The organism is Anaerosalibacter bizertensis (assembly GCF_009696605.1).
In the GTDB taxonomy this organism is placed as follows: domain Bacteria; phylum Bacillota; class Clostridia; order Tissierellales; family Sporanaerobacteraceae; genus Anaerosalibacter; species Anaerosalibacter bizertensis.
On record NZ_VULR01000002.1, the window covers coordinates 58,254 to 76,473 of the forward strand.

Here is an 18,220-nt window from a genome sequence, read left to right on the forward strand (position 1 = left end):
ATGGGGAGGGAGGATTATGGAAAATAGGGAAAAATGGTATATAGTAGCTCTTTCTTATTTAGGTATTGCCCTTGGAGTTTTTTTAATGGCCATATCTTTAAATTTCTTTTTAGAACCAAATACCATCGCTCCTGGAGGAGTAACTGGGCTAGCTGTTATAATTAAAAAAGGAACAGGTATGCCTGTATATCTTACAAACTTACTGATAAATATACCTTTATTTATTTTTGGTATAATTAAATTGGGGAAGGAGTTTGGAATTAAAACTTTATTTGCTACTTTAGGTTTATCTTTTTTCCTAAAGCTAGTTCCTTATGAAATAGTGACCCACGACTTATTACTATCTTCTCTATTTGGAGGAGTTCTTATGGGACTAGGAGTTGGTCTGGTGTTTAAATTTGGAGGCACTACAGGTGGCACCGATTTGGCAGGAGCAATACTCAATAAATCTTTTCCAAATATAAGTGTACCAACCTTTATGATGACAATAGATATGTTTGTAGTTATTATAGCAGGGATTGTAGATAGAAAGATAGAAACTTCTCTATATTCCATAATAACCCTATATACATCTATTAAAGTTATAGACTTAATTTTAGAAGGTATGAGTTATTTGAAAGCTTTCTTAATAATTACTAATAAGCCAAAAGAAATTAGTAAGGCAATTATGGAAGAACTTGATAGAGGAGTAACCTTATTTAAAGGAAAGGGCATGTATACAGAGAAAGATAAAGATGTTTTATTATGTGTAGTAAATAGATCTCAATTTACTAAAACAAAAGATATAGTAAATTTAATAGATGAAGATGCCTTTATCATGGTTACAGAAATGTATGAAGTCATGGGTGAAGGCTTCCAAGAAATAAAAAAATAAGCAGGAGGGATTTTATGGATAAGTACAAAGATATAGCAAATAAACTGAGGATAGATATAATAAAAATGCTTGAAGAATCAAAATCAGGACATCCTGGAGGATCTCTTTCAGCATGTGAGATATTAACTGCTCTATATTTTAAGGAAATGAATATAGATCCAGCAAATCCTCATTGGGAAGATAGGGATAGATTTGTTCTTTCAAAAGGTCATGGAGCACCAGTCCTATATGCAGCATTAGCTGAAAAGGGATATTTTCCTAAAGAAGAGTTAAATAACCTTAGAAAAATAGATTCTATGCTTCAAGGACATCCAGATATGAAAGGGACTCCTGGAGTAGATATGACTACAGGTTCCTTAGGACAAGGTCTTGCAGCTGCTAATGGAATGGCCCTAGCAGGTAAATTGGATAATAAAGATTATAAAGTATATGCTCTTATAGGGGACGGAGAAGCCCAAGAAGGAATTATATGGGAAGCTGCTATGCTTGCTGCCCATTATAAACTAGATAATGTGATAGTGTTTTTAGATCATAATGGTCTTCAAATAGATGGAAAAAATAAAGATATAATGAATATAGAGCCTGTAGATGAGAAATTTAAAGCTTTTGGTTGGCATGTAATATCTATTGATGGCCATGATTTTGAAGAAATATTTAATGCAATAGATGAAGCTAAAAAAGTTGAAGGAAAACCTACTATGATCATAGCAAAAACTATTAAAGGTAAGGGCGTTTCATATATGGAAGACCAAGTAGGTTGGCATGGAAAGGCACCTAGCAAAGAAGAAGCAGAAAAGGCAATGGAAGAACTTGGGGGTGTATTAGATGACTAAGATGATGGCTACTAGAGATGCTTATGGTGAGGCACTAAAAGAATTAGGTAAAGTCAATGAAGATATAGTAGTATTGGATGCGGATCTTTCAGGTTCAACTAAAACTGCAGTATTTAAAAATGAATACCCAGAAAGATTTTTTAATGTAGGAATAGCAGAACAAAGCCTTATGGGAACTGCAGCAGGATTAGCAACAGCAGGCAAAATTCCATTTGCTAGTACTTTTGCTATGTTCGCTACAGGTAGAGCTTTTGAAATAATAAGAAACTCTATATGCTATCCTAAATTAAATGTGAAAATTGCGGCAACTCATGCAGGACTTACTGTAGGGGAAGATGGAGCAACTCATCAATCTGTAGAAGATTTAAGCTTAATGAGATCTGTGCCTAATATGACTGTTTTATGTCCTGCAGATGCAGTAGAAGCTAAAAAGAGTGTTATAAAGGCTAGCCAATATGAAGGTCCTGTTTATATAAGACTTGGAAGAAGTAAAGTACCTGTAATCTTTAATGAAGACTATGATTTTGAAATTGGCAAAGGCGTTGAGATAAAAGCTGGAAAAGATATAACTATTATTGCAACAGGAGTTATGGTGTCAAAGGCATTAGAAGCAAGTGAAGTATTGGAAAAAGAAGGAATATCAGCAAGGGTTATAAATATGTCTACTATTAAGCCAATAGATGAGGATATTATTATTAAAGCGGCAAAAGAAACTAAAAAAATAGTTACTGTAGAAGAACACAACATTATTGGAGGATTAGGTTCCGCTGTAGCTGAAGTTGTTGTAGAAAATAATCCAGTACCAATGAAAAGAGTAGGTGTAGAAGATACCTTTGGTGAATCAGGAGTTGCAGATGATGTACTTGAGAAATATGGTTTAACTGTAGAAAATATTGTTAATAATGTTAGAGAACTAGTTTCAAAATAAAGACTATTTCTTAACTATATAAAAATAAAATCTGCCAAAAAACTAGAAAAGTTTTTTTGGCAGATTTTATTTTTATATTCATATATCATAAATTGTACAAAAAAACAATAAATATAATATAGGCTATTTATTTTTATTTATCAGGAGGGAGGCAATGAAAAGAGTTTACATTGGAATAATAATAGTTGTTGTTATCTTGGGAATTATATTTGTTCCAAAATATTTAAATGAAGGTGATAAAGAGGTGAAATTCAAAGTTCTTAAATCTGATGAAGTTCCACAAAAGTTAAAAGATATTCTTCCCAATTATTTATCAGAAGAAAGAGCTCTAAGCTGCAAGATAGAAGACGATGTATTTGTAGTAGTTACAAGAGGAGAAAAAAATATGGAAGGATATTCAGTTGCTATAGATAAAATTGAAAAGGGAAAGAAAGAAGATAATAAATTTAATATTACTGTATTTGCAAAATATAAAGATCCAAAGCCTGATCAAATAGTAGCTCAAAAAATATCCTATCCTTATATAATAGTGAAAACTAATTTGGATAAATTACCTGCCAATATAAAATTAGAAGTAGAGTATGAAGAATAAACTTGAAGTTTCCAAAACTTTCCTAAAGGAAATCACACATTATTGTCGAATCCCTATATAGAGTATTGAAAGGGGGAGAGAACCAATGAAAAATATAAGAGGAAAGGCTTGTACGGCCTTATTAGTAGCTACAATAAGTTTAAGTTCTACATCTTATGCTACATCTTATACAGTAAAACCAGGAGATTCCTTCTGGAAGATAGGAAGGAAATTTGGAGTAAAATTAGAAAGTATTTTAAAAGCTAATAACGCTAATCAGAATACAATTATATATCCAGGACAAGTATTACAAATTCCAGATGGTAAGACAGATATCGAAAACGAAAATACCAATAATACAGAAAATAAGCCAACAAGTAAGACCATAGTTCATACCATAGTAAGGGGAGATACACTATGGAAACTAAGTAGGAAATATAATGTACCTATGGCTAAGATAATAGGAGCAAATAAGAATATAAATGAGAATTCAATACTATACATAGGACAAAAATTAATTATACCTACTGTAGGAAATTTAGTAGAAACTCCAGAAGAAAATGTTAAAGAACCTGAAAAAACAAAACCTTCAAAGACTATAGTTCACACTATAGCAAGAGGAGATACACTATGGAAATTAAGTAGGAAATATAATGTATCTGTTTCCCAAATAGTTGCGGCAAATAACAATATAAACGAAAACTCAATAATCTATGTGGGACAAAAATTAATTATACCTAGTTCAGAAAATATAGTGGATACTCCAAATGAAGACACAGAAGTTAAAAAAGGTCAAACTGGAGAATATCTAGATTGGTTTAAAGAAGTGAATCAATTAGTTCCAATAGGTACAACTTTTAAAGTAATAGACTATTATACTGGCAAATCATTTAATATGAAAAGGACTATAGGAGCTTATCACGCTGATGTAGAAGCTTTAACTATGGAAGATACTAAGATTATAAAGGAAATATGGGGAGGATTTAGCTGGACTAGGAGACCAATATTGGTCCAAACTGGCAATAGGCTTATTGCAGCTAGTATGACAGCTATGCCTCATGCAGGTAATGACAAAGTAAAAGGTGGAGTATATACTAACTGGAGAAGCGGAGATTATGGCCCAGGAACAAACTTTGACTATATAAAAGGAAACGGAATGGATGGCCATGTAGATATCCATTTTGCAGGTAGTAAAAGGCATAAAGACGGGAGAGTAGATGAAAAACATCAACAAAATGTTAAAATTGCAGCTGGAATGATAAAGTGATATTTTTACAAGGAGTTGTCTTATTTTAAGACAACTCCTTGTTTTATTAGTGATATAATAAATATAAATATCAAATAAAACTTTAATACATAGTATTAAGTATAGGGTATATATGTATTGATTGGTCAATATGGAGGTGGAGAAATGAAAGAGAAATATGAGCTATCCTACAATATGTTAAGAAAAGAATGTGATCCTAATATATTTGAATATGATACTACTGAAAATATTCCAGGTTCTAGGGAGCTTATAGGCCAAAAGAGGGCAATGGAAGCATTAAAATTTGGCTTATCGGTGAAAAGAAAAGGATATAATATATATGTATCAGGCATTACAGGAACTGGTAGAAATAGTTATTCATATCTTGTAGCTAAGGAATTTAGTCAAAACAAAAAAACACCTAAAGATTGGTGCTATGTTTTTAATTTTAAAAGAGCTAACTCTCCAAAGGCAATAAGTTTATCACCAGGAATGGGTAAAGTGTTTAAAAAAGATGTAGAAAAAGCTATTAATAACATAAAAATAGATATATCTAAAGTTTTTTTATCAAAAGACTATGAGGATAATAAAAATATAATTTATTCTCAACAACAGGAAAAAGCTGAAGATGTAATAAAGGAACTAAATGAGTTGGCAAAGGGCTATGGTTTTGTGTTTAAGCAGACTGAGAAAGGAATACTCAGTATTCCTTTAGTAGAGGATAGAATTATGACTGATAAAGAGGTACAAGACTTATCTGAGGAAGAAGTAGAAAAACTGAGAGAATCTTCTAATGAGTTAAGTAAAAAAGCTTTTGATTATGTTAAAAGGATACGGGAGATAGAAAACGATCTTCAAAATAGAATAACTAAACTGAAAGAAGAAAAGGTATTAGAAGTTTTAGTTTTACACCTTAACCCTTTAGAAGAAAAATTTAGAGAGAATAAAGAAGTTAAAGAATATTTTTCCAATATGAAAGACGATATAGTGAAAAATTTTGAAATGTTTTTAGATGATGGAGAAGATAATGGAATTGAAAATATTTTACTTCCAGGAAATAAGAAGGAAGATTTTTTCAAAAGGTATGAAGTAAATTTATTCATTGATAATAAGGATTTAGAAGGGGCTCCGGTTATAAGGGAAATGAATCCAAACTACTATAATCTTTTAGGTAAAATAGAATATGTTAATGAACTAGGAGGTTTAAAGACAGATCATACTAAAATACGTCCAGGTTCTATGCATGAGGCCAATGGAGGGTATTTAATTGTACAGGCAAAAGATATTCTTCAAAGTAAGGCAGCGTGGGAAGGATTAAAAAGGGCTATTTCAACAGAAGAAATTGTGATTGAAAATATTACAGGATTAAATGTTATATCTGAGACTTTAAGGCCAGAACCTATTCCATTAGATATAAAAGTAATAATAATTGGAGACTATTTAACATACCATCTTCTTTACCAATATGATGAAGAATTTAAAAAAATATTTAAAATAAGGGCAGATTTTGATATTGAAATGGAAAGAAATGAAGAAAATATTAAAAAAATTGCTTCTTTTGTAGCTTATCAGTGTAAATCAGAAGGATTGAAACCTTTTGATAGGACTGCTCTTGCGGCTATAATAGATTTAAGCAGTAGAATTTCTGAAAGTCAGAATAAACTTACGGCTAGATTTAATGAGTTAGTAGAAATACTTTATGAAGCAGATGCATGGGCTACAAAGAGAAATAAAGATATAGTAACAAGGGAAGATGTTGATAGAGCAATATCAAATAAAATATATAGAAATAATATATATGAAGAAAAAATATTAGAGTTGATAAAAGACGGGACTTTATTAGTAGATACAGAAGGATATAAGGTAGGAGAGATTAATGGATTAGCTGTTGTGAGTATAGGTCAATATGCATTTGGAAAACCTAGTAAAATAACTGTAAATACATTTTTAGGGAAAGAAGGAATAGTAAATATAGAAAGAGAAGTAGAACAGAGTGGTAATATATATGACAAAGGAGTATTGATTTTAAGTGGGTATTTAGGAGAAAAATTTGCTAAAGATACTCAACTTTCTATAACAGCAAGTATTGCTTTTGAACAATCCTATGATGGTGTAGATGGAGATAGTGCTTCTAGTACAGAATTATATGGACTTCTTTCTAGTCTAGGTGATATACCTATAAATCAAGGAATTGCAGTAACTGGCTCTGTAAATCAAAAAGGAGTTATTCAACCTATAGGAGGAGTAAATGAAAAAATAGAAGGATATTATAGGGTTTGTAATATAAAAGGATTTAAAGGGGGAGAAGGGGTTATAATCCCTCATAAAAATTTAGAGGATTTAATGTTAAATGATGAAGTAGTTAATGCAGTAAAGAATGGGAAATTTAAAATATATGCAGTAAAAAATATAGATGAAGGTATAGAAATATTAACAGGATTAAAAGCAGGTACAGTAGATGAAGAAGGAACAATTCACTACATGGTGAAAAGAAAACTAGAAGAATATTCTGAATTAAGTAAAGATAGTGAATAATATGGAGGGATAAAAATTGGGCATACTTAACAGAAAAAAAGAGTTTTTTAAAGAACAATTTAGATTTATAAATCTAAAAGAAGATTTTTATAAGTATGATTTCCGTCCAAAATACTTTGATTTATCTAAGAAGTTTGCAGTAAAAAAACTTTTAAATTCCCTGCCCAAAAAGTCTATTGCCTATTTGGGATCAGGGGATTTCCATTATATTAGTTATTTTTTAATAGGTGATCTTCCCATTAAGCCTTTATTGATTTTATTTGATAATCATTTTGATATGAATGAAGCTTGGGAAGGAATTTTAACCTGTGGCTCTTGGGTAAGAAGTTGTATTGAAGAGGATTTAATTAGAGGGGTATTGATAGTAGGTGCAAATAAAGAATATATAGACACAGGTGATGTGTTATATTCCTTTGTGGACTATATTGAAGATGGGAATAAAATTTTAGATTTGGATACTATAAGAAAAATTAAGGGAATGCCTGTATATGTAAGTGTTGATAAAGATGTTTTAAAAGAAGAGATAGTTAAAACATCTTGGGATCAGGGAAATATGGAACTTGATAGTCTTATAAATTGGCTTAAATTTATAAATGTCTATGGTAAAGTTTTAGGAGTAGATATTTGTGGAGAACCTGAATATAATCCTATTATGGATTTTGTCAATCCACAAATTAATATAGCAAATAAAAAAGTAAATAAAAAAATATGTAATATATTTTTAAATTAACTTTAATATAAATAGAAAAAATGATAAAATAATTGAAATAACACAAAAACATATACAGGGAGTGATAGAAATAGAGAAAAGAACAAACTATTTGAAGATGTTTTTCTTATTGATAATAGCATTTATCTTATTTAGATTAGTAAGTAGTCAAGAATTTGCTATTACTTTAGAAAAAGTAGTAAGACCATTTATTTGGGCTATTTTTATATCTTTTTTTCTAAATTCATTGTTAGTATACTTAGAAAAAAGATATACACTAAAGAGATGGTTAAATATCCTTATTGTATATATAATATTTTTTGGAATAATAGTCTTACTCTTTGTGTTTATAACACCAAAGGTTATTGAAAGTGTAAAAACATTGATAAGGCAATTGCCTGGCTATATTAATGCTACTCAAGAATGGTTTGAATCTATGCCTTCAAAACTTACTATAATAGACAAATATGGAGTGGTAGATGAAATAAGAGAATCTTTAAGTGAAGCTCTTAACAAAGCTACTAGAAGTATGACACCGTTATTAAATAAGACAGTAACTCAAGTTATAAATTTCACATCTAGTTTTCTAAACTTTATATTAGGTTCTATAATTTCCATATATATCTTAAAAGATAAAGAAGAACTTACTGAAGGATTTAGGAAATTAACTTATGCTGTGTTTTCAAAGCAAAGAGCTGAAGCATTGATTAATGTTCAACAAGAAATAAAGCAGGCATTTTCGAAGTTCTTTGTAGGCAAAATAATCGATTCTTTCATAATAGGTCTTCTATGCTTTATAGGTTGTTTAATTATGAAGGTACCTTATGCTCTTTTAATAAGTTTAATTGTAGGCGTAACAAATATGATTCCTTATTTTGGTCCGTTTATAGGTATGATACCGGCAGCAGTTATAACTTTATTTGAGAGTCCAATAAAAGCATTGTGGGTTATTATATTTATATTTGCTTTACAACAATTTGATGGACTATACTTAGGGCCTAAAATACTTGGAATACAAGTAGGAATGAAACCTTTGTGGATAATTACAGCTATTTTAATAGGAGGAGGATTTTTTGGAGTTTGGGGTATGCTTTTTGCAGTTCCAATTGCTGCAGTAATAAGATCCCTTTTAAGAAAATATATTAAAAGACAATATGAAATAAAAGGTTTAAATGAATAATATGAAAAAACAGAGTAGCATTTTGCTACTCTGTTGCATAGTTATCAAAATATCCTTGAATATATACTATAGGAGTTCCTTTGTCTCCACTACCACTAGTTAAATCACACAGACTTCCAAGAAGATCTGTAATTTTTCTAGGGGTTGTACCTAAAGAAGCACCTTCTCCTATTAAATTTTCACCTTTATTTCTTATTTTTTCTTTCATAACTTCTTCCATCTTTTCTTTATCAAGATCATTTAATTCAGTATCTGCGAGATATTTTAACTTTATTTCATTTGGAGTACCATGAAGTCCTTCAGTATATCCAGGAGAAACCACTGGATCTGCAAGTTCCCATATCTTACCTGCAGGGTCTTTAAAAGCTCCATCTCCATATACCATAACCTCAACTTGTTTTCCAGTAAGTTCTTTCATCTTTTTTTGGATTGATTCCACATAATCTTGGGAATTCCTAGGAAATAGTTTAAGTTTAGTCTCTGTAGCCATATTAGAACCTAATAGACCATATTCCGGATTGTATCCACTTTTGCCTACAGGTTTATTTAAGATATCATCTAATCCTAATATGTTTTTACCGCCAGATTTTTGTAAGAGCATTTTAGTTCTTTTTCTATCATGAATATTTGCAACTAATACATCCTTTGAAAATTGTAAGACAGTTGTAGGATCATTTGAAAGATATATTTCAATATTGTCATTGATAGCCAAATCTTTATACATTTGTACATAATCTACTCCTGTAAAAGGATGGGCTACATTATTGCCAAATAGTTTTCTGTATTCACTTTCACTTAATACATCAGTATACGGATTTATTTTTAAATCATACATTTTTTCTATATCCATGAGACAATTTCCAACTTCATCACAAGGATAATTAAGTATAAGATATATTTTTTTACCTGTCATTGCTATTGCTTTTAGTATAATAGAAAATCTATTTCTACTAAGTATAGGAAAGACTAGTCCAATATCACCTTCAAAGCTATTGTTTATAGCTTCTGCAATTTGTTCTACTTCTGCATAATTGCCTTGAGCTCTTGCAATTAAAGATTCAGTTATTCCAATAATATCTCTATCTTTAATAGTATAATTTTCAGCTTTAGAAGATTTAATGACAGAATCAACTACAATATTAACTATGTCATCCCCTTCTTTAACAATGGGAGCTCTTATGCCTCTCACTGTTGTACCTACAGTTCTTACCATAAATATTCCTCCTAAAAATTAAATAAATTACCTTATATATTATATCACTATAATTAAGATTTAATAGGATTATTTAAATCTTTTTTGTTTTACAAGAAATAAATTGTTTTTCTGTTAAAATATAGTCTACAGGTAAATCATATTTACTTCTTGGAACGGAATCCACCAATTGAAAATCATAAGCTAGTCCAATGCTTATTGCTTTTTCATTTAGAGTTTTTAAAAATCTATCATAATATCCTCCGCCATATCCAACTCTATATCCATTTTTATCAAATACTGCACCAGGAACAACTACTAAATCTATTAAATTAGGAGGAGTTTCTCTTATATATTCTTTTTTAGGGGTTAGGATATTAAAGTGTCCTGGACTTAACTCAACATCATAGTCATTTATTTCGGAAACAATAAGTTTCTTTGTTTCAGGAACAGTTATAGGAACCCCTATTCTTTTTTGAATATTTAAAGAATGTTTTATTAAGTTCTCAGTTTGTACTTCTTTTCTAAAGGCTACATAGGACATTATAAAGGAAGAGTTTTTGTATATGTCTAAATCAAATAAATTATTTATAATATTATTACTTTTTTCTTCCACTTCTGATATGGGAAGATTGCTGCGTTTTTCCAAATATTGTTTTCTTAAAACTGCTTTATTCATAAAATCACCTCTTGATATCTATTCAATTTATATTATAATATATTATAAATTTAGAAAACAGATTAATGGCAAAGAAAATAAAATGTTTTTCAAAATAAAGGATTTAATAAAAAATAGTAGAAGTTGTTCTTTAAAAGAAAATGTTATAGTATATTATATGTTATAATATATCATATTGTACAAAAGTTAAAACTTAAGACTCATAGTAAAGGTGGTAGAAAAGTGATAGAGTTTATTAATGTGAGTAAAGTTTATAAAAATGGAACTAAAGCTTTAAGTAATATAAATATATCCATAGATAAAGGTGAATTTGTATTTATTGTAGGACATAGTGGTGCAGGAAAATCTACATTGGTTAAGCTATTGCTTAAAGAAATAGAGCCTACATCTGGTAAAATAATTTTAGATGGTATGGATATAACTAAAGTAAAAAATAGGAAAATACCTTATATAAGACGAAAGGTAGGAGTGGTTTTTCAAGATTTTAGATTGCTTCCAAATAAAACTGTATATGAAAATGTAGCTTTTGCCATGGAAATAATAGGTGCTCATCCAGCTGAAATTAAGAGAAGGGTTCCGGAAGTTTTAAGAATGGTAGAATTAGGTGATAAAGCAAATGACTATCCGGATCAATTATCTGGAGGTGAACATCAAAGGGTTGCAATAGCAAGAGCTATTGTAAATAATCCACCAGTACTTATAGCTGATGAACCTACAGGAAATCTAGATCCAGATACAGCTTGGGAAATTATGAAGATTATGAAAAATATAAATAGACGAGGAACTACTGTTTTAATGGCTACACATGCTAAAGATATAGTAGACTGTATGAAACGAAGAGTAGTAGCTTTAGATGATGGAAAAATAGCAAGAGATGAAGAGAAGGGTGTGTATGAATATGAGTTTTAGGATATTCAAAAATATTCTCAAACAAGGATTTCAAGGCATGTGGAGAAATAGAGGTATGGGTATAGCTTCAGTAGGCTCCATTACTGCCGTTTTAATTATATTGGGAATGGTATTGATCATGATACTTAGTATAAATAATATAGTAAGTGAAACACAAAATAAGTTTGATGAAATCCAGATATTCTTAGAAGACGATATCAAAAAAGAAGAGATAGAGACAATAGGGAATAAAATCAAATCTTCTGATGGGGTTAAGAATGTAAAATTTTTAACTAAAGAAGAAGCAATGAAGGATATGAAAGAAGATTGGGGAGAAGAAGGCGATCTACTTGAAGGATTAGAAGAGAACCCTTTACCTAATTCTTATATTATCCAACTTGAAGATATAGAATATGCAGATGCAGTTGTGGAAAACATAAAAGGAATGAAAGGAATTGAAGAAGTAAAATATTATAGAGATATAATTGAAAAATTACTTTCAACAGCTAATTATATAAGAATTACAGGAATTATAATAATAGTTATATTAATGGCTGTTTCAGTATTTATTATTTCAAACACTATAAAAATCACAGTAACAGCAAGAAAAAGAGAAGTAAATATAATGAAGTATGTAGGAGCTACCAATGGTTATATTAGAGGACCTTTCATTATTGAAGGTATTCTTTTAGGTCTTATAGGTGCTTTACTATCTATTCTTATAGTAAACTATGGATATGACTATTTATTCAAAGTTATAAATGAAAAACTATATGTACTATTTACAGTATATTTAGTTGCACCTCATACACTATTAAAGGATATCAGCATTATGTTTATAGCTATTGGTGTAGGAATAGGAACATTAGGTAGTTTGGTATCTTTGAAAAGATTTTTAAATGCTTAATCTCTGGAAGGAGGCTTAATTTTTTTATGGGGCGCAGTAAAAAGATTATTGCATTGCTCATAGCAGTATTGGTTTTTAATTGTGTATCAGTATATGCAGTAGACAATGCAAAAGGGTTAAAAAATGGTCAAAAGGGGGTGAATAGGCAGAAAGAAGAAAAAAGAAGTGAAATCAAAAAACTAGAAAAACAACAAAGAAACTTATCAACAGAGATTAATGAACTGGATAAAAAAGCAAGTGAAGCAGGTAATGAATTAAATAAGGTTGAAAAACAACTTGTAGATATAAATAACAATATAGAAAAAACAACTGAAGAATTAAAAGAAGCTGAAGAAAAGCTGGGAGAAAAACAAGATACTTTTAACTCTAGATTGAGAGTAATGTATAAAAAGGGAAATATAGGGTACATAGAAGTGTTGCTTTCAGCAGCAAATATAAAAGATTTTTTAACTAAAAAAGAGATGGTACAGGCAGTAGTAGATCATGATATAAAGTTACTTGATTATATGAAAGAACAAAGAGAAATAATAGAAAACAAGGAAAAAGAATTGAAGACTCAAAAAATCACAGCAGAAGTTACTAGAAGAAAAATAGAATCAAAGAAAGATGAGTTAATGGTTGCTACAAGAAGTAAACAGAGTTTAATGAAAAAGGTAGAGAAAGATAAAGCGGTTTTAGAAAAACAATTAGATGAAATAGAAAGAGAGTCTAGACAAATTACTGCACAAGTATCAAAACAACAAGGTTCTACAGCAACAGTAGGAAGTAATAGTAGTACAGGAAATATATCTGTTGTTCCAAGTGGTGGTGCAATGGCTTGGCCATCTAATGGACCAGTAACTTCACCTTATGGACCAAGATGGGGAAGAATTCATACAGGAATTGATATAGGCATACCTATAGGAACCCCTGTGGTTGCAGCTAAAGATGGTGTAGTTATTCTTGCAAAGACAGGTTATGGTGGTGGCTATGGTAATTATTTAGTTGTTGACCATGGTGGAGGAGTTTCAACTCTATATGCTCATAACTCTTCCTTATCTGTTGGAGTAGGTACAAGAGTAAGAAGAGGTCAACAAATAGCATTATCAGGAAATACAGGGCGTTCAACAGGTCCTCATTTACACTTTGAAGTTAGAATAAATGGAAGGCCTGTAAACCCTATACCTTACTTGAGATAAAAAGGAGGAAAATTCCTCCTTTTTATTTTTTTCTTTGAAAAGTAATTAATATAATGATATAATAACTAAGTAGATTTAATATAATATATATTATTTATTAAATCTATATTCATGGCTATCACTATAATAGAACATTAGATAGCCTAGTATCCTTTAAAAGATTTTTCAATGTATCATCTAAGGAAGGAGGCTTAAAATTTATGGGGCGCAGTAAAAAAATTGTTGCATTACTTATAGCAGTATTAGTTTTTAATTGTGTATCAGTATATGCAGCAGACAATGTAAAAGATTTGAAGAACGAACAAAAGGGGGTGAATAGCCAGAAAGAAGAAAAAAGAAGTGAAATCAAAAAATTAGAAAAACAACAAAAAAACTTATCAACAGAAATTAATGCGTTGGATAAAAAAGTAAGTCAGACAGGCAATGAATTAAATAAGGTTGAAAAACAACTTGTAGATATAAATAACAATATAGAAAAGACAACTAAAGAATTAAAAGAAGCTGAAGAAAAGCTGGGAGAAAAACAAGATACTTTTAACTCTAGACTAAGAGTAATGTATAAAAAAGGGAACATAGGATACATAGAAGTATTACTTTCAGCAGCAAATATAAAAGATTTTTTAGCTAAAAAAGATATGGTACAGGCGGTAGTAGATCATGATGTAGAGTTACTTGAATATATGAAAGAACAAAGAAAAATAATAGAAAGCAAGAAAAAAGAACTACAAACTCAAAGAGCTTCAGCAGAAGCTACTAGGAGAAAGATAGAGTCAAAGAAAGATGAGTTAATGGTTGCCACAAGAAGTAAACAGAGTTTAATGAAAAAGGTAGAAACAGATAAAGCAGGACTTGAAAAGCAATTAGATGAATTAGAAGGTCTATCTGCTGGGCTAGATTCTAGAATTGCAGAACTTCAAAGAAAAGCTGAAGCTCAAATGGCTGCAGCAAATGCGGCACCAGCACAAAATAGAGAAAGTTCACCAGCGCCAGCACAAAATAAAGAAAGTTCACCAGCGCCAGCACAAAATGGAGGAAATTCATCAACACCATCAACAACAGCTCCATCTAAACCAACACAAAATGGTGGAAGCGCAGGAGATAACTCAGGTTCAGATAGCACTCCAACTTATTCAGGTGGTAGATTGGGATGGCCTGTTCCTGGACATACTAGAATTAGTTCCCCATTTGGATATAGAATCCATCCAATTTTTGGAACTAAGAAATATCACTCAGGAATAGATATACCAGCACCTACAGGAACTCCAATAGTTGCAGCAGGTGATGGTATAGTTATAAGTGCAGGATGGATGGGTGGTTATGGAAATGCTGTAATTATAGCTCATCCTGGAGGTATGTCAACACTTTATGGACATAACTCATCACTTACTGTTAGCACAGGTCAAAGTGTAAAAAGAGGACAGACTATAGCAAGAGCAGGAAGTACAGGATATTCAACTGGACCACATTGTCACTTTGAAGTAAGAATAAATGGTAACCGTGTAAATCCAGTATCATATGTAAGATAAAAAAAGGAGGAATTTTCCTCCTTTTTTTATCTTTCTTTGAAAAGTAATAAGTCTAATGGTATAATATTTAAGTAGATTTAATAAAATAAAGTACATAATGCTTATTAGATTGAGGTGAATGGAATGTCAAAAAAGAAGGCTACAACTTTTACAATAATACTTGTTCTTGTAACTAATATAGCTACGTTTACTATTAGCAATTTAGTACCTATCCCTCTCAATAAAAAAGTTATAATTCCTAAAAATGAGTATGAAGAATTGTCATCAGTATATAAAAAATATTCTAAAGTAATGACTATTGAAGAATCCATAAAGAAAAATTTCTTGAAGGATGTAAAAGATGAAAAATTGATGGATGGACAGCTAAAAGGTATGGTAGAATCCTTAGAAGATCCTTATTCCACATATATGACTAAGGCAGAGTTTGATGATTTTATGGAACATACAAAAGGTATATATGGTGGAATAGGAGTAATAGTAAGTCCAGGAGAAGATAATTTAATCACTGTAGTATCACCTATAGAAGATACTCCTGGAGAGAAGGCAGGTCTAAAGACAGGAGATAAGATAATAAAGATAGATGGAAAAGAATTCACAGCTGATAAAATGGATGCAGCTGTAAAATTAATGAAAGGAAAACCAGGAACAGATGTAGTTTTGACTATTTTGAGAAAAGACAAAGATAAAAAAGCAGAGAACTTAGAATTAAAAATAAAAAGGGAAGAAATTAGATTAAAAAGTGTCAAAGCACAGATGTTAGAAGATAAAATTGGATATATAAAAATTACTTCTTTTGATGATTTAACATATAAAGATTTTAAAAAGGAATTTGAAACATTAGAAAAAGATGAAGCAAAAGGAATTATACTAGATCTAAGAAATAATCCAGGAGGATTATTAGATGTTTGTGCAGACATAGCAGATGAGTTTTTAGGGGAAGGAACTATAGTATATACAGAAGATAAGAATGGAGAAAGAGAATATTTAAACTCAGATAAAGGAAAAACAGATTTACCTTTAGTAGTTCTTGTAAATGAAGGAAGTGCTAGTGCTTCGGAAATATTGGCAGGAGCAATAAAGGATACAGACAGGGGAGTCCTTGTAGGTACAAAAACTTTTGGCAAGGGTATAGTTCAAAGAATAATTAAACTTCCTGATGGCTCTGGATACAAGCTAACAGTATCAGAATACTTTACTCCAAATGGTACCAATATCCATGGTATTGGCATAAAGCCAAATGTAGAAGTTAAACTACCAGAAGATATTGATATAATTGGACCAGAGAATTTAAGTGAAGATATACAACTTAAAAAGGCTATAGAAATAATGGAAGGTAAAATTGAAAAGTAAAATTTGCATAAAAAAATAAGGGATTTTAAAACCCTTATTTTTTATTTATATTTAATTTATTTAAATCAATAGAATATATAATATGTCTTTTTTCATTTTCTATAGGAGGAGATAAGCTTATGTAGCATTTATTTAAAGCTTCATCATAGAATAAAACTTCTCCAGTTATTTCACCAATTGGTTTCGAAAACTTATTTTCTGTATTATATTTCATAATTGTATAATCTTTATTAGAAGAATTTTTTGCGATAATTAGGAGGTTGTTTGGATCTAATTTTATATAGTCTTTAACATCTACTCCTGTTTCAGTTATTTTAGAATTATCTTCTAGACTGTATAGGGATAAAATATTTGTATTTTCATTTTGTAGATTTTTTAAGTATATAATTGTGCTATCATTTAAAAAGCTTATTTTATATCCTTCATCAATTGTCACAAGATTTGAACCATCTCTTGTAATATAAATGTTTTGATTCAACTTTTTTTCGTCGTATTCAGTAAATACAATTAAATCATTTTTAAAGTCGAAATCTGATATAACTTTTCCAACTGAAAAAACTTCTTCAGATTTTTTTTCAGTTGTACTATATTTAAGTAGAGTAGATTTATTTTCAGAATCATTGTTAATAAAGTATAGATTATTTTCATCTTTCCATTTCATGTTCCAAGTGTGGTTATAGTCTACAGGAGTAATTTTATTTGTAGTTTTTTCATCTGTATTGATTAAGAAAATATTTGATATACTTTCATCATTTTCTATAAAAGCTATGTTTTTATTGTCAGGAGAAAAAGTAGCAGAGTATATAAGGTCATTAGTTTCATATAATTTTTCTTTTTTCTTATTTTGAAGATTATATAGCCATAATATATTAGTACTTTCTTCTCCATCTATTTCCTCTTGTTTATATAATAGATATTTTCCAGGTATATAATCTAAAATCAAACCATTATCAATATACTCAGAGATCACTTCTTTATCTGATAGAACAACTTCTCCTGTATTGGCATCGGCTTTTACATTTAAATTTATTAATGGAGATTTCCAATCATCTGTTTCAGAAATATTACTAAAATCTATATTCCAAATAAAACTTTCTTTAGTTCGTACAAGATCTACTATAGGTGTAGTGTTTGGAGATATCTTAAATTGGGAATATATCTTATTGAGTATTTGAGATTTTCCAAACTTTAATTCTATGGGATCGTAGTTTTGATTTATAATATTGAATTTAATATCATCTAAATTATCTTTATCAGAAATCTTTAGGTTAATAATAGCTTGGGGAATTGCAAGTTGTGTTTTATCATCTTCTAGTAACCTATTAGTATATATATTTACTTCTTCATTGTTTTCTGTTATTCTATCTATTTTTATACCTGAAGATTCAACTAGACCTAGCGAAACTAATATTTTAACATCTTCATTTTTTTCAAGAATTTCTATATTTGGTTCCAAAGATTGATATCCTTTAGAAAGGACAATCTTTTCTATTTCGTATTCAATAGGTTTTTCTTTTAAACCATTGTCAGCAGGCTTGGTGTCAGAGTTTTGAATAGTATTACAACTAGTTAAAACTACCGATAAAAATACTAGAAAAACAAGTGAAATTATTTTTTTCATATT

Annotated in this window: 16 protein-coding genes; 13 read left to right on the top strand and 3 right to left on the bottom strand. The window is 30.0% G+C overall.

Features of this window, described 5'->3' with window-relative positions; translation table 11 throughout:
- Positions 1-16 precede the first annotated feature (16 nt).
- The 8 genes from FYJ27_RS02070 (at position 17) to FYJ27_RS02105 (ending at position 8,876) form a co-directional block, all read left to right on the top strand.
- Complete coding sequence (locus FYJ27_RS02070) at positions 17-874, top strand: YitT family protein (protein ID WP_154482395.1); 858 nt, start codon at positions 17-19, stop codon at positions 872-874.
- A gap of 14 nt (positions 875-888) precedes the next feature.
- The gene (locus tag FYJ27_RS02075) at positions 889-1,707 is read left to right on the top strand and encodes a transketolase (RefSeq protein WP_154482398.1); all 819 of its coding nucleotides are present in this window, start codon (positions 889-891) and stop codon (positions 1,705-1,707) included.
- A complete protein-coding gene (locus FYJ27_RS02080) occupies positions 1,700-2,635 on the top strand; it encodes a transketolase family protein (RefSeq protein ID WP_154482401.1) in 936 nt (311 codons plus the stop codon). The genes FYJ27_RS02075 and FYJ27_RS02080 overlap by 8 nt, the downstream gene beginning before the upstream one ends.
- Positions 2,636-2,789: 154 nt before the next feature.
- The gene (locus FYJ27_RS02085) at positions 2,790-3,227 is read left to right on the top strand and encodes a protease complex subunit PrcB family protein (RefSeq protein WP_154482404.1); all 438 of its coding nucleotides are present in this window, start codon (positions 2,790-2,792) and stop codon (positions 3,225-3,227) included.
- Positions 3,228-3,312: 85 nt separating this feature from the next.
- Positions 3,313-4,473: a LysM peptidoglycan-binding domain-containing protein gene (locus tag FYJ27_RS02090; protein WP_154482407.1), complete on the top strand. Its 1,161-nt coding sequence runs from the start codon at positions 3,313-3,315 to the stop codon at positions 4,471-4,473.
- Positions 4,474-4,617: 144 nt separating this feature from the next.
- Positions 4,618-6,987: a Lon protease family protein gene (locus tag FYJ27_RS02095; RefSeq protein WP_154482410.1), complete on the top strand. Its 2,370-nt coding sequence runs from the start codon at positions 4,618-4,620 to the stop codon at positions 6,985-6,987.
- Positions 6,988-7,003: 16 nt separating this feature from the next.
- Positions 7,004-7,717, top strand: a complete 714-nt coding sequence (locus FYJ27_RS02100; RefSeq protein WP_154482413.1) for an arginase family protein — start codon at positions 7,004-7,006, stop codon at positions 7,715-7,717.
- A 61-nt stretch (positions 7,718-7,778) separates the two neighbouring features.
- Positions 7,779-8,876 (top strand): AI-2E family transporter, encoded by a 1,098-nt coding sequence (locus FYJ27_RS02105; protein WP_154482416.1) that lies wholly within the window; start codon positions 7,779-7,781, stop codon positions 8,874-8,876.
- 25 nt (positions 8,877-8,901) lie between these two features.
- Here FYJ27_RS02105 and FYJ27_RS02110 read toward each other — a convergent pair whose 3' ends face one another.
- Complete coding sequence (locus tag FYJ27_RS02110; protein WP_154482419.1) at positions 8,902-10,089, bottom strand: coenzyme F420-0:L-glutamate ligase; 1,188 nt, start codon at positions 10,087-10,089, stop codon at positions 8,902-8,904.
- Positions 10,090-10,162: 73 nt separating this feature from the next.
- A complete protein-coding gene (locus FYJ27_RS02115) occupies positions 10,163-10,747 on the bottom strand; it encodes a 5-formyltetrahydrofolate cyclo-ligase (RefSeq protein ID WP_154482422.1) in 585 nt (194 codons plus the stop codon).
- Between the two features lie 222 nt (positions 10,748-10,969).
- On the opposite strand from FYJ27_RS02115, the gene ftsE reads away from it, so the two are divergent.
- From ftsE to FYJ27_RS02140, 5 genes are all read left to right on the top strand, one after another.
- Positions 10,970-11,656 carry a cell division ATP-binding protein FtsE gene (gene ftsE, locus FYJ27_RS02120; RefSeq protein ID WP_326831022.1) on the top strand — a complete coding sequence of 229 codons (687 nt, stop codon included), beginning with the start codon at positions 10,970-10,972 and terminating at the stop codon, positions 11,654-11,656.
- Positions 11,646-12,542, top strand: coding sequence for a permease-like cell division protein FtsX (gene ftsX / locus FYJ27_RS02125; RefSeq protein WP_229775440.1), 897 nt, complete (start codon positions 11,646-11,648; stop codon positions 12,540-12,542). The genes ftsE and ftsX overlap by 11 nt, the downstream gene beginning before the upstream one ends.
- A 26-nt stretch (positions 12,543-12,568) precedes the next feature.
- Positions 12,569-13,720 carry a murein hydrolase activator EnvC family protein gene (locus tag FYJ27_RS02130; RefSeq protein WP_154482431.1) on the top strand — a complete coding sequence of 384 codons (1,152 nt, stop codon included), beginning with the start codon at positions 12,569-12,571 and terminating at the stop codon, positions 13,718-13,720.
- 200 nt (positions 13,721-13,920) lie between these two features.
- Positions 13,921-15,246: a murein hydrolase activator EnvC family protein gene (locus FYJ27_RS02135; RefSeq protein WP_154482434.1), complete on the top strand. Its 1,326-nt coding sequence runs from the start codon at positions 13,921-13,923 to the stop codon at positions 15,244-15,246.
- Positions 15,247-15,369: 123 nt separating this feature from the next.
- The gene (locus FYJ27_RS02140) at positions 15,370-16,596 is read left to right on the top strand and encodes a S41 family peptidase (protein ID WP_154482437.1); all 1,227 of its coding nucleotides are present in this window, start codon (positions 15,370-15,372) and stop codon (positions 16,594-16,596) included.
- A 34-nt stretch (positions 16,597-16,630) separates the two neighbouring features.
- Here the strand turns inward: FYJ27_RS02140 and FYJ27_RS02145 are convergent, their stop codons facing one another.
- Positions 16,631-18,217 (bottom strand): hypothetical protein, encoded by a 1,587-nt coding sequence (locus FYJ27_RS02145; RefSeq protein ID WP_154482440.1) that lies wholly within the window; start codon positions 18,215-18,217, stop codon positions 16,631-16,633.
- Positions 18,218-18,220: the final 3 nt, after the last annotated feature.

What these genes read in the sequence shown, in the direction of transcription:
- FYJ27_RS02070 (WP_154482395.1), top strand. Translation starts at nt 17, where the DNA reads ATGGAAAATAGGGAAAAATGGTATATAGTAGCTCTTTCTTATTTAGGT.
- FYJ27_RS02075 (WP_154482398.1), top strand. Translation starts at nt 889, where the DNA reads ATGGATAAGTACAAAGATATAGCAAATAAACTGAGGATAGATATAATA.
- FYJ27_RS02080 (WP_154482401.1), top strand. Translation starts at nt 1,700, where the DNA reads ATGACTAAGATGATGGCTACTAGAGATGCTTATGGTGAGGCACTAAAA.
- FYJ27_RS02085 (WP_154482404.1), top strand. Translation starts at nt 2,790, where the DNA reads ATGAAAAGAGTTTACATTGGAATAATAATAGTTGTTGTTATCTTGGGA.
- FYJ27_RS02090 (WP_154482407.1), top strand. Translation starts at nt 3,313, where the DNA reads ATGAAAAATATAAGAGGAAAGGCTTGTACGGCCTTATTAGTAGCTACA.
- FYJ27_RS02095 (WP_154482410.1), top strand. Translation starts at nt 4,618, where the DNA reads ATGAAAGAGAAATATGAGCTATCCTACAATATGTTAAGAAAAGAATGT.
- FYJ27_RS02110 (WP_154482419.1), bottom strand. Translation starts at nt 10,089, where the DNA reads ATGGTAAGAACTGTAGGTACAACAGTGAGAGGCATAAGAGCTCCCATT.
- FYJ27_RS02115 (WP_154482422.1), bottom strand. Translation starts at nt 10,747, where the DNA reads ATGAATAAAGCAGTTTTAAGAAAACAATATTTGGAAAAACGCAGCAAT.
- ftsX (WP_229775440.1), top strand. Translation starts at nt 11,646, where the DNA reads ATGAGTTTTAGGATATTCAAAAATATTCTCAAACAAGGATTTCAAGGC.
- FYJ27_RS02130 (WP_154482431.1), top strand. Translation starts at nt 12,569, where the DNA reads ATGGGGCGCAGTAAAAAGATTATTGCATTGCTCATAGCAGTATTGGTT.
- FYJ27_RS02135 (WP_154482434.1), top strand. Translation starts at nt 13,921, where the DNA reads ATGGGGCGCAGTAAAAAAATTGTTGCATTACTTATAGCAGTATTAGTT.
- FYJ27_RS02140 (WP_154482437.1), top strand. Translation starts at nt 15,370, where the DNA reads ATGTCAAAAAAGAAGGCTACAACTTTTACAATAATACTTGTTCTTGTA.
- FYJ27_RS02145 (WP_154482440.1), bottom strand. Translation starts at nt 18,217, where the DNA reads ATGAAAAAAATAATTTCACTTGTTTTTCTAGTATTTTTATCGGTAGTT.